Below are 18,152 nucleotides of genomic sequence, written 5' to 3' on the forward strand. Positions count from 1 at the left end.
CTTATTCCTCTCCTTCATTAATAAATGCCTGATACTCAGCTTCATTTAAGAGTGCTTCTAATTCTTCTGGATTGGACAATTCTACCTCTACCAACCAGCCGGCATCATATGGTTGTTCATTGATTGTCTCAGGAGCGCTTTCCAGTTCCTCATTGACACTTACAACGGTACCAGATACAGGTGAGTAAATATCAGAAACTGCTTTAACCGACTCAATTGTCCCGATTGTTTCGTTAGCCGTTAATTCATCGCCTTCTGCTGGATTCTCAACGAAAACGATATCCCCCAACTGGTGCTGCGCATAACCAGAGATTCCGATTCGTACCCGATTTTCACCCAATGATAATACCCACTCATGCTCCTTGCTATATAAAAGGTTTGCTGTCGCGTTTGTCATATGAATCCTTCCTTCCACCCTAGTATTCATAAATTTAGTCAATCCTGTAAAACCAATCAATCTCGGAAAAAATGAACCTAACTCTTTTTATAAAAAGGTGTTTTCACAACAACTGCCTCAATTTGCTTATTGCGAATTTCAACCTTAACCTGAGTTCCAACTGCTGCAAATTCTGCGCTTAAAAGGGCAAGGCCTAAACTTTTCTTCAATGTCGGGGAATGGGTTCCCGATGTAATGAAGCCAATTTCCTCTCCGCCTTCAGAAAATACTTTATAGCCATGCCGCGGGATCCCTCTTCCAGTCACTTCGATTCCGACTATTTTTCGTTTTAATCCTTCTTCTTTTTGCTTAGCAAGTACTTCCTTACCTAAAAATACTGATTCTTTGTTTGTTTTTACGGCAAACCCGATGCCTGCTTCCAGAGGTCCGATTTCGCTGGAAAGCTCTTGACCATACAGTGCCAAGCGGGCTTCAAAGCGAAGTGTGTCCCGGGCCCCAAGTCCGCAAGGCTTTAAGCCATCTTCTTTTCCTGCATCTAACAGCCTCTCCCAAAGCGCTTCCACTTTGTCTGCCGCTAAATAAAGCTCAAATCCGTCCTCTCCCGTATAGCCGGTGCGGGAGACTAGTACACCAGAGATCCCGGAAACCGTGACATGATCGGCAAACTGGAAAAAGCCAATTTCCGCTAAATTTGTATCGGTTACTTTTTGTAAAATTTTTTCGGCTTTTGGACCTTGAATAGCCAGCTGGGCAGTATCAGCAGAAATATTCGTTAAGGTGACATTCCCTTTTGCCTGCTGTTTCATCCACTCGTAATCTTTTTCAATATTTGCCGCATTAATCACCAGAAGATATTTTTCACTCGCTAACTTGTAAACTAGTAAATCATCGACTGTTCCGCCGTCCGGGTAACACATTGCCGTATACTGTGCCTGGTTGATCTGAAGCTTGGTTACATCGTTTGTTACGAGGTAATTAATATAGCTCTCAGCATCTTTTCCTTCTACAAGTACCTCACCCATATGCGAAACATCGAACAGACCTGCTTCATTACGGACTGCCTCATGTTCTTCTAAAATGCTGGAAAATTGAACCGGCAGTCCCCATCCTCCAAAATCTATCACTTTTGCGCCGTACTTTTTATATGTTTCAAAAAGCGGTGTCCGTTTTAATACTGTATCTGTACTCATCTGAGCCCCTCCGTCTTATGTGTTTCTGCAAAGTAACCGATCTTTCAATTTCATTCCTGTGGCCGTCATGGCCAGGCCGCCGAGCGCTGTTTCCCGAAGCGTGCGCGGCATTTCCTTGCCTATTTTGTACATTGCCTCAATGACTTCATCACATGGAATTCGGCTTTCAATCCCGGCAAGCGACAGGTCAGCTGCTGAAAAGGCAATCGAGGTACCGATTACGTTCCGCTTGATACATGGAACTTCCACGAGACCAGCAACCGGGTCACATACTAATCCTAAAAGGGATTTCATCGCGAGCGCCGTGGCGTTCACCACCTGCTCTGGTGTCCCGCCCTTTAATTCAGCAATCGCCCCGGCCGCCATTGCTGTGGCCGAACCGACCTCCGCTTGGCATCCTCCGGCCGCTCCAGAGATAAAGGAGCGGTTGGCAATCACATATCCGAGTGCACTTGCGGTAAACAAACCCATGACTAAATCCCGATAGGAGGTGCCGTCATTCTTGCGAAGAGAAAATAATACCCCGGGTATAATACCAGCGGCCCCTGCCGTTGGCGTTGCCACAATCACGCCCATCCGTGCATTGGTTTCCGATGTGGCCATTGAGAAAGTCATCGCATCGTTAATATACGGACCAGATAAACCCTTCCCGTTATTTACGTATTCGCTCATCTTAACGGCATCACCGCCAGAGATACCGCTTGGTGCTGGGGATCCATCTTCTACGCCGCTCTCAACTGCATGCTTCATTTTAATTAACCGCTCTGCCATCATATCGATAATCATCTCTTTGTCTCTCCCCGATTTTTCCATTTCCACCATCAGCATCATTTCGCCAACAGTTTTCCGTTCTCGGGTACAAAGTTCGGTGAGCTCGTTCATTGATCGAAAATCCATCATACACCCTCCAACATCGCTTCATAAAAAGTATTGGAACGATATTTTGCGGCAATTTTCGAAAAATCATCATCTGTGCTTAATCGAATATCAACTTTTTCATCATCAATCATAAAGATTTTTGATAAACCTCCGCCTAAAGATACACCGCCTACTTTAACAATAAGGTCTGCCCGTCTGGCCCTGACAACCGTTGTGTTTGGATGATCATAATACGGGCAGCGATTCTCAAATTTAAATTCGTAGTGAAGCCCGTATCGATTGGTTAATTCGACCGCGTATCTAATTCTGGTATCATCTGTATTCATCCCCAGCAGGCCGCCGAGAAGCGCTTTATCTGTTCCGTGTCCCTGGTATGTTTCAGAGAACGAATCATAGAAAGTTATATCCGCCTTTTTTGGGGATCCTCCAAGCATCTCATAAACAAATTTCCCGATTGATACAACACCTGCTGTATGAGAACTGGATGGCCCTACCATAATCGGGCCGATGATGTCAAAACAGCTTTGATACTCCATTAAGCTACCCCTTTCTTAAACAGTGATTGGCTGTTGAAATAATGGAAATCCCCCGCAAATTGCTTTTGTTGTCTTTCTTCCCTGTTCGATTACGGCGAAATCCCCTTTGCTCTTAAGAACGGCTGCGATCACTTTTGCGATTTGCACCATTTCTTCTTGTTTCATCCCACGTGTGGTTAATGCTGCAGTCCCCATACGGATTCCACTTGTCACAAACGGGCTTTGCGGGTCGTATGGAATGGTGTTTTTGTTAACTGTAATTCCGACTTCTTCAAGCAATTTCTCTGCTTCTTTTCCGGTTAAATCCCACGGACGCACATCTAGGAGAACAATATGATTATCAGTCCCGCCGGATACAAGAGCTGCACCTTCCTGCTTTAATGCCTCTCCAAGCGCAGCAGAATTATCAATAATCTGTTTGGCATATTCTTTAAAGCTTGGCTGCAATGCTTCCTTGAAAGCAACTGCCTTAGCGGCAATGATATGCATGAGCGGACCGCCCTGAATTCCCGGAAAAACCGCTTTATTAATTTGTTTTAAGATTTCTTCATCGTTTGTTAAAATGACGCCGCCTCGCGGACCGCGCAATGTTTTATGTGTGGTGCTGGTCACAACATCCGCATACGGCACCGGAGAAGGATGGAGACCGGCGGCAACAAGTCCAGCAATATGCGCCATATCAACCATCAGTTTTGCACCAACCTGATCGGCTATTTTTCTAAACCTTGCAAAATCAATGATTCTTGGATAGGCGCTAGTGCCGGCAATAATTAGTTTTGGTTGTTCTTTATTGGCAACCTCCTCCAATTCATCGTAATCAATCAAGTGATTGTCTTCTCTTACCCCATAAGAAACGACATCAAACCATTTCCCTGACATTGCCACTGGACTCCCGTGTGTTAAATGGCCGCCATGCGATAAATTCATCCCCATAATCTTATCTCCTGGTTTAAGCAGGGCGAAAAAAACAGCTGTATTGGCCTGTGCACCGGAGTGAGGCTGGACATTGGCAAATTTGGCGCCAAATAATTTAGTCAGCCTTTCAATCGCTGCCTGTTCTGCGACATCTACAAATTCACAGCCGCCATAATAACGTTTTCCGGGATACCCTTCGGCATACTTGTTCGTCATCACACTTCCCATTGCTTCCAAAACGTCCGGGCTGACAAAGTTTTCTGATGCAATTAACTCCAACGTATGGAGCTGGCGATTTTTTTCACTTTCGATTGCTTCAAAAATTGTTGAATCGTTATGCTGTAAGCTCATTGATCTTCCTCCATTTTTCCATCATTGTTTTTTAAAAAACAAAAAAGGACAGAAAAGGGGTGTAAAATCATCCCTTCTCTGTCCTTTTACCTGAGAGTTAAACTCCAATATTTATGGAGCTTTCTCCTTTGGTGGCATTTTCAAATACGCTCTCCAGAGGTGCGTCCTGTTATGGTTCTTTTACCTGAGAGATTGGTTCCAAGGGTTTTTTTGGAACTTGCTCCTTCGGTGGTAGATGTAGATATTACACTCTCCCACAACAATCATTCGCTCTATTCAATTTTATTATTTTCAGAATAATCATTCTGTTTATAATTGTCAATTCTTTTTTTAGATTAGTTTGGTTATCACAAATAAGAAGGATTTGCTTCTACATTTTTGAAGTAAACCACTTCGCCATCACTTTCACCATCGAAAATAACAGTTGTATTAGGGGAGAAAACTAATACGTCCCCGACTTCTGCCACATATTTATTTCCTTCTACATCGCGGACAACCATTTTGCCTTTGGTAACAACTTTGATTTCAATAAAAGTAAATTCTGCAGAATAATCAACCGAAGGCTGGAGTGCATAGTAACCCATTGTTAATACTTGTTTTTTATCTGTAACCGGCACATCAAGGATTTGCCCCTTTAACTCAGGTGTTCCCCGCAATACGCTTAATTCATTTAATTTATAGGTTCCTGCTTTAATTAATTGAATGCCCGGTTTTGCATCTAAATAAGATAATTGGCTTTGTGTTAATGTTTTTTCGCTCATTTTTGCACCTCTAAATTTATTATTTTTTTAATCGTTCTAGTATATTGGCAATTTAATAATCTATTAGATCTTTGCTTTCTGTTTTAATGCAGGGCGATTGATAGAGAAGAGAGAAATATCATGTTCCGTTTTGCCGGTTGTCACTAATTGGCTCAGCGTTTCTCCAACGACACTTGAGAATTTAAATCCATGGCCGGAGAATCCCGCTGCGATTGCGACATTGGAATACTGTGGATGCAAATCAATCACAAAATGCTCATCAGGTGTTTTGGTGTACATGCAAACTGCCCCTCTTTTAAGGCTTCCAGTAGCACCAGGCATGTATTCTTCTAGGAATCTGCGAATATTTCCTTCATCCTCAGTATAGATCCCAAATTCACGATTAATTGTATCTGGGTCGATTTTTTGACCAAAAGTATGGTATCCTATTTTCAAACCGCAGCCGCTGAAGCTTGGGAACCCGTAATAGATGCCTGTCGGTACTTCAACCATGAACGCCGGGAATCCATGGGTATTGCTATACTGGGACTCTTCGCATTCGAAGAATCCTACAACTTGGCGGTATGGCTGTAATGGAATATCAATATTTAACTTTGATAGAAGCTTGCTGTTCCAAGCTCCCATGCTCAAGATTAACTTACTGCCTGTAAAGGAACCAAATTCTGTTTGGATTTTGACAGAGTCCTCGGAAATCTCAAAATCCTCAACCCGTGTATGCGTTAACACTTTGGCACCATGCGCTTCGGCTAGTTCCCGGTAAGCGCGGATGCAATTTTCACTAAACAAGACACCGGAGTTCTTTTCGTAAATAGCGTTAAAATTTTCAGGGACGGTTACACCCGGCCAGCGCTGATGAATTTCATCGCCTTCTAGTAGATCAACATCCAATCCATGAATATTTGCGGCTTCTATCGTTTCAGCAACGAAGTCAGATTCACCTTTAGGGCCAAATACTAAAACACCGGTTTTGGTAAAAATCTTATGATGTGTTTCTCTCTCAAGTTCATACCATAACTCCTGGGCTCTTAATGCAAACGGTACATACTCACGTCCTTCACCATAAGCATGGCGGATAATCCGTGTGTCACCGTGATGGCTGCCATTTGTATGAGGCGGATCAAATGCATCTACCAATAATGTTTTTACACCTTGTTTGGCCAGGTAATAACCTGCCGCCATTCCCATCGATCCTGCGCCAACAACAATTACATCAAAGTCTTTTTTGCTCATCGTTTCTGCTCTCCTTTTTAATAATTTAAATTTTCTTAATTCTTTAATAATATCTTACGACCTTTCTGCCATCATGTAAAATGATTAAAAGAGATACTATCTATCTCTATTAGAAATATTATCTCTATTAGCAATGTGGTTAGGAATAACAGATTGATACGGGGGAATAGCCATGGAAATTAAGGATTTGCGGATTTTTCAAAAGGTAGCTGAGTTCGGTAGCATTTCAAAGGCCGCCAAAAGCCTAAATTATGTTCAATCCTATGTAACCGTAAGGGTCAGGCAGCTGGAGGAAGAACTTCAAACCGAGTTATTTCACCGCTCAAGCCGCGGGATGGTTATAAATTCGGAAGGAAAAAAACTATTGTTTTATGCTCAAAAAATTATTTCCATGGTCGATGAGATGTTAAAAGTGGTTCAAGACTCGGATAACCCCGTTGGTACCCTTGAAATAGGCACTGTTGAGACATTATACAAACTTCCACTGATTCTTTCTGCCTATCACAAGAAATATCCCAATATTGACTTGTCTCTTGTAAGCGGTGTAACAGAGGATCTTGTCGAGGATATTCTCAGCTATAAACTGGACGGAGCGTTTGTAACAGGAAATTTTAATCATCCACAAATTGCTCAATATGAAGTCTTTGAAGAGGAATTGGTTTTAATCTCCAACAAGGAAGAGATTCCTTTTGAGGAATTAAAAAACAAGCCGCTCCTTGTTTTCAAACAAGGGTGCAGCTACCGTTCAAAATTGGAGGGCTGGGTCCGCGATGAAGGAAGAATCAATGCAAAAATCATGGAATTTGGCACATGGGAGACGATTTTGGGCAGTGTAATAGCCGGTTTAGGTATTACGATTATCCCAAAATCTACGGTTAGTCTCTTGGAGGCAGATGGGGTCGTTCGAATCTATCATATTCCCGAAAAATACTCCAAAATCACAACGGTTTTTATTCGCCGGGCAGATTCATTCTTGACAAATACGATGCAGAAATTTATCGAAACAATCCAAAATGTTAGTGATCAAGAAAAAAAGGTAGAAGTATAATTGTAGTGGTTAGCGTAATCCCCCTGCATAATGAGAGGGGGATTATGCTAGGTTACAAGATATAGAGTTTTCAGCCAGGATTTTTTTTTGATTCGATTGTTCTTGGTGGTGGATTAAAATTTTTATTTCCTGAAATTCACTTTTTCCGCATATACTGCAGATCGATACTTTTGAATAAAGCGCTCTGCAATGAATGCAATATTTTTTTTCCATTGTGGCCACTCTCCTATTCATAATTTTGAAGATGGATATTTTCCTTAAATAGAAAGGCTTCTAGCTAACTCGTAAATGGAAAGATCGATTGTGTGCCGGCCTTTTTCCACTTCCACAAAGGTAGTAAAGGTTAGCTGCCCACTTTTCACACCAACCATGACACCTTTCTTCCCCTCCATGAGCAAATCAACGGCTAGTGCTCCCATTTGGCTGCTCATCATTCGATCATAGGCGCTTGGAGAACCCCCTCTTTGAATATGCCCAAGTATGGTAACCTTTGTTTCAAATCCTGTTTTTTCTTGAATCTCTTTTCCCATTTGCAGCCCTTTGCCAACACCTTCTGCCACTACAATAATACTGTGTCTCTTTCCGCGCTGGTGCCCCTGCTTGATCCGATCAATCACATCTTCCAAATCATAGTCGGCTTCTGGGATAATGATGGACTCCGCCCCGCCGCACACACCTGCCCATAAGGCAATATCCCCGGCACCTCGGCCCATCACCTCAATGACATAAGTACGTTCATGGGAAAATGCTGTATCGCGAATTTTATCGATTGCTTGAACAGCTGTATTTACGGCCGTATCGAATCCAATCGAATAGTCTGTCCCTGCAATATCATTGTCAATCGAGCCCGGAATACCGACCGTCGGGAAGCCTAACTCTGTTAATTTTCTTGCACCCCTGAAAGAACCATCCCCGCCGATGACAATTAATCCCTCAATCTCGTTTTCTCTTAATATTTGAATAGCCTGCTGCTGTACGATTGTGTCCTTGAATTCCTCACACCTGGATGTTTTTAAGATGGTGCCTCCCCGATGAATAATATCCCCTACACTTCCTAAGCTCATTGGAGTGAAATCGCCCTCAATCAAGCCCTTGTAACCATTTACCACCCCAAATACATCTAATCCCTTGTGTATCCCTCTGCGAACAACAGCACGAATCGCTGTGTTCATTCCTGGTGCATCCCCGCCGCTCGTTAATACCGCTATCTTTTTCATGCAAAACCCTCCATAAAAAGGGCAGATTCAAAAGCTTGAAGTCTGCCCTTATCCAAATTGTTCATAGAACCTTATAGAAGCGCTTTAAACTGGGAAACAATATTCTTAACGGTAAATCCATATTCCTCCATTATTCTCTCGGAAGGTGCTGAAGCGCCGAATTGGTCTGCAGCAATGACGCTTCCGCAATCACCAACGTATTTATGCCAGCCCAAGGAAGCACCCATTTCAATTGCAAGCCGCACGGGAATATTTTTTGGGAGCACACTTTCTTTATATTCCTGCGATTGCTTTTCAAAGCGATCCCAGCTTGGCATGCTTACCACAGAAACACGAATTCCCTCTTTTTCAAGTGCCTTTTGCGCCTCAATGGCAAGCGTTACCTCTGAACCGGATGCGAGTAAAAGTCCATCCATATTTTTCGATTTGGAAACAACATAGGCTCCCTTTTTAACACCTTCATAGGCTGTTTCAGCATCAATGATTGTTGGCAAATCTTGACGGGAAAGGATGAGCGCTGTCGGTTCTTGTGTACTTTCTATTGCAAGCTTCCATGCTGCGGCTGTTTCGTTTCCGTCTGCCGGGCGGATCGTTGAAAGTCCAGGCATTGCCCGTAAGGATGCCAATTGTTCAATCGGTTCGTGCGTTGGACCGTCCTCCCCGACGGCAATGCTGTCATGTGTGAATACATAGATGACCGGCACTTTCATTAGCGCAGAAAGACGGATTGCCGGGCGCAGGTAGTCAGAAAAAACGAAGAAGGTTGCTCCGAATACCTTTACGCCGCCATGCAGTGCCACACCATTTACAGCAGCACCCATTCCAAACTCGCGTACTCCAAACCAAATGTTTCTTCCGCTATAATCTGCTGCACTAAAGTTTCCTTCACCTTTCAACAAGGTCTTATTGGAAGATGACAAATCGGCTGAGCCGCCAAATAATTGCGGAACTCTTTTCGCAAGAGCGTTTAACACCTCTCCGCCTGAAGAACGAGTTGCAAGCGTATCTTTGCCTACTTGATATTGCGGAACATCCTTATCCCAGCCTTCAGGAAGCTGCCCGCTAATGGCAGATCTTAATTCGTTTGCAAGAGATGGGAAGGCCTCCTCATACTCGGCAAACAAGTCATTCCAAGCCTGTTCCTTCTTCTGGGATGCCTCTTCCAGCTCCTTAAAGTAAAGTTTTACATCTTCCGGGATATAAAAATCCTCTTCGTATTCCCAATTATATTGCTCTTTTACAAGTTTTATTTCTGCTTTCCCAAGCGGGGCGCCATGTGAAGCAGACTTGCCGCCTTTATTAGGAGAACCGTAACCAATGGTTGTTTTCACTTCAATTAAGGTTGGTTGTTCTTGATTAGCCTTGGCAGCAGCTAACGCTCCCGCTATTTTCTCAACATCCTTCCCATCTTCGACCTGCAATACTTGCCAGCCATATGCTTCGAAACGCTCCTGAACGCTTTCACTAAATGACATGTGGAGATCGCCGTCAAGGGAAATATCATTTGAATCATATAACACAATTAAACGGCCAAGTTTCAAATGACCGGCAAGTGAAGCCGCTTCGGCTGATACACCTTCCATCAAATCCCCATCACCACAAATACTATAGGTGCAGTGGTCAATCACATTGAATTCATCGCGATTATACACGGATGCCAAATGTCTTTCTGCCATCGCCATCCCAACGGCCATTGCAATTCCCTGCCCAAGCGGTCCCGTTGTGGCATCCACGCCGGCTGTATGGCCAAATTCAGGGTGACCTGGTGTTTTGCTTCCCCATTGACGGAAATTTTTCAAATCTTCCAGCGACAAGTCATAGCCGGTTAAATGCAATAAGCTGTATAACAGCATCGATCCATGGCCGGCGGATAAAACAAAGCGATCACGGTTAAACCAGCCTGGATTTTTTGGATTATAATTCATAAATTTCGTCCAAAGGGTGTAAGTCATCGGCGCTGCACCCATCGGCATACCGGGATGGCCTGTTCCGGCTTTTTCAATTGCATCAATGCTTAGCGTTCTAATCGTGTTAATGGATAGCAGATCCAAATCTACCTTTTGATCAATCATCATGCTTCCCCTTTCTCCTTCTATCGGCCCCTTAGTTTGTCACCAAGCTGGCTTCCGCTTGTTGAGCTTTTCCTGAAGAACCGAATTCACGCATTTTGCCTTTCACTGTATCTTTAATTGCTTCACGGGCAGGTCCCAAGAATTTGCGCGGGTCGTATTCTTTTGGCTTCGCACTTAATACTTCACGAACAGCTTTTGTAGCTGAAATTTGGCTTTCTGTATTGACATTAATTTTGGCAGTTCCAAGCGAAATCGCTCTTTGGATGTCCTTTGTTGGAATTCCTGTACCGCCATGAAGAACAAGCGGAACACCCGTTAATTCTTTCACTTCTTTCATCCGATCAAAACCGAGTCTTGGCTCTCCTTTATACGGGCCATGGACGGAACCTAAAGCCGGTGCAAAGCAGTCTACGCCAGTTTCGCGGACCAATTGTTCACATTCAGCAGGGATAGCATACATCGCTTCGGCATCCTCAACGCTTAAATCGTCCTCCTGTCCGCCAATTCGGCCAAGCTCTGCCTCAACCGATACGCCAACAGCATGTGCTACTTCCACTACACGTTTCGTTAATTTAATATTCTTCTCGAGCGGATAGTGCGAGCCATCAAACATAACAGAGGTAAATCCGGCATGGATTGCTTGGACACACATCTCAAGACTTGGACCATGATCAAGATGAATTGCAACAGGTACTGTCACCTTATATGTTTCCATTAATTCTTTCACTATGGTTACAATCAGCTTAAATCCGCCCATATATTTGGCAGCGCCTTCGGATACGCCAAGAATGACCGGTGAATTCTCCTCTTGGGCCGCTTGTAAAATGGCCTGCGTAAACTCAAGGTTATTTACGTTAAACTGTCCAACTGCGTAATGGTTTTCTTTTGCATGAATCAGCATTTCTTTCATTGAGACTAATGGCATATTATTTCCTCTCCTTTTTTTAATTAGTTTTTTAACTGGCAATTAAAACTTATGTCCATAACGAGTGGTAGGCTTCGATCAACTGATATCTTTCACTTACCCCTTTGCCGGTTATGAACGAATGGGTAAGCATTAAACCATTTTCTTTTTTCTTTACACCCCGCATCAGCATCCCATCTGTAATGCCGGTTGCGGCAAAAAAGCAATCATCTGATTGGACAATTTCGTCTAACGTAAAGACATGTTCCGGATCTTGTATTCCCATCTTAATACAGCGATTAAATTCTTCCTGATTTTGCGGGGCAAGCTGACCTTGGAAATCGCCTCCCAAGCATTTCAAAGCTGTGGCAGCAATGACTCCCTCCGGAGCCCCCCCTGTCCCTACTAAAATATCAATGCCTAATTCATCAATTGCTGTAGCAATTGCGGCAGTGACGTCGCCATCAGGGAATAGCTTCACTCTGGCACCGACATCAAAAACCTGTTTAATTAAGTGGTCATGACGCGGCCTATCTTGAATCATGACGGTTAATTCTGATAAATCCTTTCCTAAAGCCTTTGCGACTGATATCATATTTTCTGTTAAAGATGCCTGAATGTTAATATGACCTTTTGCCTTGGGACCTACAGCCAGTTTTTTCATGTACATATCCGGAGCATGCAATAGACTGCCTCTCGTTGATACAGCAAGAACAGTGATAGAGTTTTCCTGCCCCTTTGCCAAAAAGGTTGTTCCTTCCACTGGATCAACGGCAATATCCACCAATGGACCCCGGCCTGTTCCCAGCTCTTCGTTAATATAAAGCATTGGGGCTTCGTCCATTTCCCCTTCACCGATAACAACCCGTCCGTTCATTTCAATGAGATTCATGCGTTTGCGCATCGCTTCTGTTCCGGCGTGGTCGGCATCATTTTTATTGCCTTTCCCGACCCAAGGATAGGCAGCAATCGCTGCTTGTTGTGCAACAGAAAGAAAATCCATTGCGAGGGTATGAACACCTTCTTTTACAACACTACTAGTACCCAAAACATCACCCCTTTTGGTTGATATGAATTCCACAGTCAGAATATCTCGTAAATTCTGAATCATCTGTACAAATATGATTATAAATAGTATAATATCTTTATGTAAGTACGCACTTTAACTTCATATAGTATCAATTAATATACTAATAATGATTTTGGGAGGATTCATGATGGGCCATATTGATAGTAAGACCTTTAACTGTGAAAAAGAATTGACGCTGGAGATTATCGGCGGAAAATGGAAGATGCTGATTTTATGGTATCTTGGCAAAGAAGGGACAAAACGATTTAACGAACTGAAGTCTCTGATGCCGGGAATTACGCAAAGAATGCTTGTTAATCAATTGCGCGAATTAGAGGATGACCAGATTGTCCATCGTGAGGTTTATCCTGTAGTCCCTCCAAAAGTAGAATACTCACTGACCGAACAAGGGAAGACCCTATTGCCTATTCTTGAATCGATGTATGAATGGGGAAAGAATTACATGGATACAGTATTGGTTGAAAAAAAGAAATTGATTGAGGCAGATTGATCTTAGTTTTAAAATGACTTACTCATTGGAAATCCCTGTCAATCCTTGACAGGGATTTTTTAATTTGCTAATTTACCTTTACCCTTGCTGCTTTTTCCATTTTTTCAGCCACAAACTTTACAAGCTCGACAACCCTGACTGAATAACCCCATTCATTGTCATACCATGCCAGCACCTTAATTTTCCTATCACCAATCACCATCGTTGATAATCCATCGATAATGGCCGAATGAGAATTTGTATTAAAATCAATGGAGACAAGCGGTTCGGTTGTGTATTCCAAAATCCCGTTTAAATAGCTGTTCGCAGCATATAGAAAGGCAAGATTAATGTCATCAACAGTTACATCCGTTTTTAAATCAACAACTAAATCAATAAGTGAAACATTGGGGGTTGGCACACGAAGTGCAAGGCCATGCAATTTACCTTTTAAATGCGGCAATACGAGCGAGAGTGACTTTGCCGCACCGGTCGTTGTCGGAATAATACTCTGACCGCACGCCCGGGCCCGCCGCAGGTCCTTGTGTGGATTATCAAGATTATTTTGATCATTAGTGTAAGAATGGACCGTGGTCACCAAACCATTTTCAATCCCAAACTGGTCATCCAGTACTTTTACAACAGGTGCAAGACAATTTGTTGTACATGAAGCATTGGAAATAATAAAATGCCGCTCAACATCCAACTGATCTTGGTTGACCCCCATCACGACCGTTATATCCTCGTTCTTACCGGGGGCGGTTAAAATCACTTTCTGTGCCCCTGCCTCTAAGTGCAGCACTGCTTTTTCCCTAGAATTAAACTTCCCGGTTGCTTCGACAACGATGTCTATTTCATATTCCTTCCAAGGAAGGTATTTAGGGTCCCGGCTATTTAATAACTGAATGGTTCGGCCGTTTACAATCAGGTGATTGTCGGCAGGAATCACGTCGCCATTAAATTTGCCATGAATCGTATCATATTTGATTAAGTGGGCCAAGGTTTCAGCCGGATAGCTGGCATTGATTGCCACAACATCAAGTGTATCGTCCATAATCGCCTTGCGGAAAACCAGCCTGCCGATTCTTCCAAACCCATTGATGGCTACTCTTGCCTTCATTTCCTCATTCCTCCAATCCTGTCTTTCACTTGTTTTTGCTTACCACCAATTAAATCCATCTTCCTCCAATAGTTGATCTGCTGCCCTTGGACCCATTGTTCCGGCTGAATAACCATGAAGCGGCAAAGCATTTTGCTCAAAAGCATCCAAAATAGGCTGCACCCATTTCCAAGACAGTTCTACCTCTTTCCAATGTACGAAGAACGTGGAATCACCATTTAGAGCGTCAAATAACAAGAGTTCATAAGCCTCTGGGATATCCTTTTTATTTGCAGAAAAAGTTACCTTAATAGGCTCAATTTTGCTGTTATTTAACGGATTTTTGCTATTAAACTGAAGGGAAACACTTTCATTTGGACTGATTTCAATGATTAACAGATTAGGAGGTGTTTTCTCATTTTTTTCTTTATATAAATCTGTTAATGAATTTTTAAATTCAATGACTATTCTAGTAGACTTCTCCTTCATTCTTTTTCCTGTTCGGATATAGAATGGAACGCCGCCCCAAAAAGCATCATCAATCCATAGACGGGCAGCAATAAATGTGTCATTCATGGAAGAAGGCTTAATTCCAGGTTCCGCTGTGTAGGATGGAACTGATTCCCCATTAATCTCCCCAAGACTGTATTGGCCGCGGACCAAGTTTTTTCCGACATCATCCATATTTAACGGTCTCAAGTGTTCTAATACTTTAATCTTCTGCTTGCGAATCTCTTCTGCACTTATTTTTTTGGGCTGCTGCATGCCAGTCATCATCACTAATTGAAGCAGATGATTCTGGACCATATCACGAATGGCACCGGCCTGGTCGTAATAACCTGCTCTTTCCTCAACCCCGACCGTTTCGCTTGCGGTAATTTGAATATTGGAAATATGTTTATTGCTCCATAACGCCTGCAGCATTGGGTTTGCAAACGCCAAGGCTTCGATATTCTGAACCATCGGCTTGCCGAGATAGTGATCGATAAGATAGATTTCATCTTCTTCAAAGGCTTCTCTTAATTTTGCATTTAATTCTTGCGCAGACTTCAAATCATGCCCAAATGGCTTTTCAATCACCAAACGCTTCCATCCCTTGCTTGACCCTAATCCGCTTTTTTTGATGTTCAGGGCAATCACATCAAAAAACTCCGGGGCAACGGATAAATAAAAGAGGCGATTTTCAGGAATACTCAACTCTTCCTCATATTTTTGAATGACATTTAGTAATTGGTTATAACATTCGTGATCCGTAACATCTAAAGCTCGATAATGAAAAAATCGCAAAAATTCCTTTACCTTGTAAGCGTCTACATTATTTGAACGTTCAGAAAATGATTGCAGTGATTTTTCAACATGTTTTTGAAATGCTTCATCGGACCATTCTCTTCTGCCCAATCCAATGATGGTTAATGAATCGGGCATTTTTTTATCCAAAAATAAATTAAACAGCGAAGGAATTATTTTTCTCTTTGCCAAATCACCGGTTGCGCCAAACAAAACGAATGTCAACGAATCCAATTTCGATGGCTTCATACTGTTGAAATCACTGACGACTGATTTAAACTCCTTAGGAATCATTACACCATTCATGCTATCCCCTCCTGATTGTTAGATTTTTTAAACCCTCTTATAAACAAATTTCCCAGTAGTTTGTTATTGTTTCTTATGAAAATAGTATAATCTCAAAAAATTTTGTTTGTAAGTACGCACTTTTTTATTATATAGTATAGAAAAATACACTTAATTCTGATAATTCTGACTTGAAGAGAGCAAGGAGGAAGACAAAATGGGCCATTTATGTGAGAAAATCTTTAATTGTGAAAAGGAATTAACATTATCCATCATTAGCGGCAAATGGAAAATGCTGATTATGTGGCATTTAGGGAAAGAGGGGACAAAACGGTTTGGTGAATTAAAATCTATGATTCCGGGAATTACTCATCGGATGCTCGTAAGCCAATTAAGGGAACTTGAGGATGACCTGATCGTTTCACGGGAAGTGTATCCGGTTGTTCCTCCGAGAGTGGAATATTCACTTACGGAACGCGGAATAAGTCTTATGCCTATTCTCGAATCCATGCATGAATGGGGAAAACAATATATTGAAACCGCTTTACCAGAGAAATCAAACAAAATACTAAATTCTTTTAATTAATTAAAGGGCTTTCAAGTTATCCTTTCCTATCTTCAGCCAAAAAAGACGACTTAAAAATTCATAAAATGAATTTTGAGTCGTCTTTTTATTCCCTATTGATTTCCTTGAAAGTATACTTTTTTTCACTATCTAACAAAAAAGTGTGTACTTGTTAAAACCCATTATGTACCTAATAATAACAATAACACCATTTCATAGACAGTAATATACCAAAATTGAATTTTGCTTAAAAAAGGAGGAGAGACTATGAAGCTAAGAGTTTCAGCGGTACAGTATCATCTTCATACAATAAGTTCATTTGAACAGTTTTCTAACCAGGTAGAACATTATATTAAAACTGCTGCAGAATTTGAATCAAACTTTATCTTATTCCCAGAATTTTTCACCACGCAGCTACTGTCTATTAGTAATAATCAGGGAGAGCCCCTGACCATTCAAGATCTTCCGAATTTCACTGAACAATACCTAAGCTTATTTAAAAATTTGGCCATGCAAACAAAGATGCACATTATTGGAGGAACCCACATTCTCCGAAAGGGTGGACAATTATATAACGTTGCACACCTATTTTATCCTGATGGAAGAGTTGCTGAACAATCAAAACTTCATCTTACTCCAACTGAAATTAAAGAGTGGAAAATAACACCTGGTGAAAAACTGGAAGTGTTTGAAACTGATAAAGGCAAAATTGCCATGTTAACTTGCTATGATATTGAATTCCCAGAAATAGTTCGGATAGCAAAGGCAAAGGGAGCTGACATCATTTTTAGTCCATCTTGTACTGATGATCGGCACGGATTCCACCGTGTTCGATACACCAGCCATGCCAGGGCAATAGAAAATCAAATCTATGTTGTGACCACCGGAACTGTTGGTTCCCTTCCAACAATTGATTTTATGCGGGCGAACTTTGGCCAAGCTGCAGTAATTACACCTAACGATATCCCCTTCCCTCCTCGTGGTATTCAAGCAGAGGGTGAAATGAATCAAGATATGATCATAACAGCCGACTTAGATTTGAACCTTCTTTATCAAGTTCGTGAAAGTGGTTCCGTCACAACTTGGCGTGATCGCCGTATAGATTTATATCCAGATTGGCTGCCCGCAAAAACTCATTCGACATAATTTAGGGGGTAAGGAAGCGGTGTATTTTAAAAAATTTTTTGTCTTCAATCAAGATCGTGCCGTCCCAGCTATAATCCGAAATTATACAGAAAAAGATTTTTCAGATTTAATCCGTGTTCAACAGGAAAGTTTTCCTCCTCCATTTCCTCCAGAATTATGGTGGAATAGAGAACAATTGAATAATCATATTACTTTATTCCCCGAGGGTGCCCTTTGCATTGAGGTTGATGGAAAAATTGCAGGTTCTATGACTGGTCTGTTGGTTGATTTTGATTCTAGACATCCAGAACATACATGGGAGGAAATCACAGATAACGGTTATATCCGTAATCATAATCCCCACGGTAATACTCTTTATGTTGTTGATATAAGCGTGAGTCCCTCCTATCGAACTCTCGGATTAGGTAAATGGTTAATGATGTCAATGTATGATGTAGTTGTTTTTAAAGGTTTAGAACGATTGCTTGGCGGAGGAAGGATGCCAGGCTATCATAAAAAAGCAAGAGAACTGACCCCTGAACAATACTTGGATGCTGTTGTAAAAGGGGAATTAAAAGACCCTGTTATCACGTTTTTGCTTCGTTGTGGTCGTACCCCAGTTCAAATTGTCGCAAACTATTTGGAAGATGAAGAGTCGTGCAATTTTGGAACATTGATGGAGTGGAAAAATCCCTTTATCAGTTAGAAAAAATAATCCCCATCTCTAATTCA

The 18,152-nt window shown here is 42.0% G+C and carries 18 protein-coding genes and 2 riboswitches; of the genes, 5 read left to right on the top strand and 13 right to left on the bottom strand.

Annotated elements, in window-relative coordinates; genetic code table 11:
* Nucleotide 1: 1 nt before the first annotated feature.
* The 7 genes from gcvH to solA form a co-directional block, all read right to left on the bottom strand.
* Nucleotides 2–397: a glycine cleavage system protein GcvH gene (gene gcvH / locus KHA99_RS27515; RefSeq protein ID WP_213120708.1), complete on the bottom strand. Its 396-nt coding sequence runs from the start codon at nucleotides 395–397 to the stop codon at nucleotides 2–4.
* A gap of 77 nt (nucleotides 398–474) precedes the next feature.
* Nucleotides 475–1,587 carry a glycine cleavage system aminomethyltransferase GcvT gene (gene gcvT, locus KHA99_RS27520; RefSeq protein ID WP_213120709.1) on the bottom strand — a complete coding sequence of 371 codons (1,113 nt, stop codon included), beginning with the start codon at nucleotides 1,585–1,587 and terminating at the stop codon, nucleotides 475–477.
* Nucleotides 1,588–1,602: 15 nt separating this feature from the next.
* The gene (sdaAA, locus tag KHA99_RS27525; RefSeq protein ID WP_213120710.1) at nucleotides 1,603–2,484 is read right to left on the bottom strand and encodes an L-serine ammonia-lyase, iron-sulfur-dependent, subunit alpha; all 882 of its coding nucleotides are present in this window, start codon (nucleotides 2,482–2,484) and stop codon (nucleotides 1,603–1,605) included.
* On the bottom strand, nucleotides 2,484–3,002 hold the full coding sequence (locus KHA99_RS27530; protein WP_213120711.1) for a serine dehydratase beta chain: 519 nt from the start codon (nucleotides 3,000–3,002) through the stop codon (nucleotides 2,484–2,486). The genes sdaAA and KHA99_RS27530 overlap by 1 nt, the downstream gene beginning before the upstream one ends.
* A 15-nt stretch (nucleotides 3,003–3,017) precedes the next feature.
* Complete coding sequence (glyA, locus tag KHA99_RS27535) at nucleotides 3,018–4,268, bottom strand: serine hydroxymethyltransferase (RefSeq protein WP_213120712.1); 1,251 nt, start codon at nucleotides 4,266–4,268, stop codon at nucleotides 3,018–3,020.
* A gap of 76 nt (nucleotides 4,269–4,344) precedes the next feature.
* Nucleotides 4,345–4,427: riboswitch (glycine riboswitch) on the bottom strand.
* Nucleotides 4,428–4,430: 3 nt separating this feature from the next.
* Nucleotides 4,431–4,535: riboswitch (glycine riboswitch) on the bottom strand.
* 80 nt (nucleotides 4,536–4,615) lie between these two features.
* A complete protein-coding gene (locus tag KHA99_RS27540; protein ID WP_213120713.1) occupies nucleotides 4,616–5,029 on the bottom strand; it encodes a EutQ-related cupin domain-containing protein in 414 nt (137 codons plus the stop codon).
* Between the two features lie 63 nt (nucleotides 5,030–5,092).
* Nucleotides 5,093–6,259, bottom strand: a complete 1,167-nt coding sequence (gene solA, locus KHA99_RS27545) for an N-methyl-L-tryptophan oxidase (RefSeq protein ID WP_213120714.1) — start codon at nucleotides 6,257–6,259, stop codon at nucleotides 5,093–5,095.
* A gap of 172 nt (nucleotides 6,260–6,431) precedes the next feature.
* Here solA and KHA99_RS27550 point away from each other — a divergent pair, with 172 nt between their 5' ends.
* Nucleotides 6,432–7,307, top strand: a complete 876-nt coding sequence (locus KHA99_RS27550; protein WP_213120715.1) for a LysR family transcriptional regulator — start codon at nucleotides 6,432–6,434, stop codon at nucleotides 7,305–7,307.
* 257 nt (nucleotides 7,308–7,564) lie between these two features.
* On the opposite strand, the gene pfkA is transcribed toward KHA99_RS27550, so the two are convergent.
* From pfkA to glpX, 4 genes are all read right to left on the bottom strand, one after another.
* Entirely contained in the window at nucleotides 7,565–8,524 is a 960-nt protein-coding gene (gene pfkA / locus KHA99_RS27555) for a 6-phosphofructokinase (protein ID WP_213120716.1), read from the bottom strand.
* A 71-nt stretch (nucleotides 8,525–8,595) separates the two neighbouring features.
* A complete protein-coding gene (tkt, locus tag KHA99_RS27560) occupies nucleotides 8,596–10,596 on the bottom strand; it encodes a transketolase (RefSeq protein WP_213120717.1) in 2,001 nt (666 codons plus the stop codon).
* Between the two features lie 31 nt (nucleotides 10,597–10,627).
* Nucleotides 10,628–11,521 carry a class II fructose-1,6-bisphosphate aldolase gene (gene fba, locus KHA99_RS27565; RefSeq protein ID WP_213120718.1) on the bottom strand — a complete coding sequence of 298 codons (894 nt, stop codon included), beginning with the start codon at nucleotides 11,519–11,521 and terminating at the stop codon, nucleotides 10,628–10,630.
* Between the two features lie 49 nt (nucleotides 11,522–11,570).
* Entirely contained in the window at nucleotides 11,571–12,503 is a 933-nt protein-coding gene (gene glpX / locus KHA99_RS27570; protein WP_372447646.1) for a class II fructose-bisphosphatase, read from the bottom strand.
* A gap of 214 nt (nucleotides 12,504–12,717) precedes the next feature.
* Between glpX and hxlR the strand changes: the two genes are divergently transcribed.
* Nucleotides 12,718–13,080, top strand: a complete 363-nt coding sequence (gene hxlR / locus KHA99_RS27575) for a transcriptional activator HxlR (protein ID WP_213120720.1) — start codon at nucleotides 12,718–12,720, stop codon at nucleotides 13,078–13,080.
* A 67-nt stretch (nucleotides 13,081–13,147) separates the two neighbouring features.
* Here the strand turns inward: hxlR and KHA99_RS27580 are convergent, their stop codons facing one another.
* Nucleotides 13,148–14,179 carry a glyceraldehyde-3-phosphate dehydrogenase gene (locus KHA99_RS27580; protein ID WP_213120721.1) on the bottom strand — a complete coding sequence of 344 codons (1,032 nt, stop codon included), beginning with the start codon at nucleotides 14,177–14,179 and terminating at the stop codon, nucleotides 13,148–13,150.
* Nucleotides 14,180–14,218: 39 nt separating this feature from the next.
* Complete coding sequence (gene zwf / locus KHA99_RS27585) at nucleotides 14,219–15,679, bottom strand: glucose-6-phosphate dehydrogenase (RefSeq protein WP_213120919.1); 1,461 nt, start codon at nucleotides 15,677–15,679, stop codon at nucleotides 14,219–14,221.
* A gap of 268 nt (nucleotides 15,680–15,947) precedes the next feature.
* Here zwf and KHA99_RS27590 point away from each other — a divergent pair, with 268 nt between their 5' ends.
* From KHA99_RS27590 to KHA99_RS27600, 3 genes are all read left to right on the top strand, one after another.
* The gene (locus tag KHA99_RS27590) at nucleotides 15,948–16,316 is read left to right on the top strand and encodes a winged helix-turn-helix transcriptional regulator (RefSeq protein WP_213120722.1); all 369 of its coding nucleotides are present in this window, start codon (nucleotides 15,948–15,950) and stop codon (nucleotides 16,314–16,316) included.
* 246 nt (nucleotides 16,317–16,562) lie between these two features.
* A complete protein-coding gene (locus tag KHA99_RS27595; protein WP_213120723.1) occupies nucleotides 16,563–17,441 on the top strand; it encodes a carbon-nitrogen hydrolase family protein in 879 nt (292 codons plus the stop codon).
* Nucleotides 17,442–17,460: 19 nt separating this feature from the next.
* Nucleotides 17,461–18,126, top strand: a complete 666-nt coding sequence (locus tag KHA99_RS27600) for a GNAT family N-acetyltransferase (protein ID WP_213120724.1) — start codon at nucleotides 17,461–17,463, stop codon at nucleotides 18,124–18,126.
* Nucleotides 18,127–18,152 lie beyond the last annotated feature (26 nt).

Origin of the sequence: Neobacillus rhizophilus, assembly GCF_018343535.1 — a bacterium.
Taxonomy (GTDB): Bacteria; Bacillota; Bacilli; order Bacillales; family Cytobacillaceae; genus Neobacillus; species Neobacillus rhizophilus.

Excerpts from the sequence above, each read along its gene's own strand:
- gcvH (WP_213120708.1), bottom strand. The coding sequence starts at position 397 with ATGACAAACGCGACAGCAAACCTTTTATATAGCAAGGAGCATGAGTGG.
- gcvT (WP_213120709.1), bottom strand. The coding sequence starts at position 1,587 with ATGAGTACAGATACAGTATTAAAACGGACACCGCTTTTTGAAACATAT.
- sdaAA (WP_213120710.1), bottom strand. The coding sequence starts at position 2,484 with ATGGATTTTCGATCAATGAACGAGCTCACCGAACTTTGTACCCGAGAA.
- KHA99_RS27530 (WP_213120711.1), bottom strand. The coding sequence starts at position 3,002 with ATGGAGTATCAAAGCTGTTTTGACATCATCGGCCCGATTATGGTAGGG.
- glyA (WP_213120712.1), bottom strand. The coding sequence starts at position 4,268 with ATGAGCTTACAGCATAACGATTCAACAATTTTTGAAGCAATCGAAAGT.
- KHA99_RS27540 (WP_213120713.1), bottom strand. The coding sequence starts at position 5,029 with ATGAGCGAAAAAACATTAACACAAAGCCAATTATCTTATTTAGATGCA.
- solA (WP_213120714.1), bottom strand. The coding sequence starts at position 6,259 with ATGAGCAAAAAAGACTTTGATGTAATTGTTGTTGGCGCAGGATCGATG.
- KHA99_RS27550 (WP_213120715.1), top strand. The coding sequence starts at position 6,432 with ATGGAAATTAAGGATTTGCGGATTTTTCAAAAGGTAGCTGAGTTCGGT.
- pfkA (WP_213120716.1), bottom strand. The coding sequence starts at position 8,524 with ATGAAAAAGATAGCGGTATTAACGAGCGGCGGGGATGCACCAGGAATG.
- tkt (WP_213120717.1), bottom strand. The coding sequence starts at position 10,596 with ATGATTGATCAAAAGGTAGATTTGGATCTGCTATCCATTAACACGATT.
- fba (WP_213120718.1), bottom strand. The coding sequence starts at position 11,521 with ATGCCATTAGTCTCAATGAAAGAAATGCTGATTCATGCAAAAGAAAAC.
- glpX (WP_372447646.1), bottom strand. The coding sequence starts at position 12,503 with ATGGATTTTCTTTCTGTTGCACAACAAGCAGCGATTGCTGCCTATCCT.
- hxlR (WP_213120720.1), top strand. The coding sequence starts at position 12,718 with ATGGGCCATATTGATAGTAAGACCTTTAACTGTGAAAAAGAATTGACG.
- KHA99_RS27580 (WP_213120721.1), bottom strand. The coding sequence starts at position 14,179 with ATGAAGGCAAGAGTAGCCATCAATGGGTTTGGAAGAATCGGCAGGCTG.
- KHA99_RS27590 (WP_213120722.1), top strand. The coding sequence starts at position 15,948 with ATGGGCCATTTATGTGAGAAAATCTTTAATTGTGAAAAGGAATTAACA.
- KHA99_RS27595 (WP_213120723.1), top strand. The coding sequence starts at position 16,563 with ATGAAGCTAAGAGTTTCAGCGGTACAGTATCATCTTCATACAATAAGT.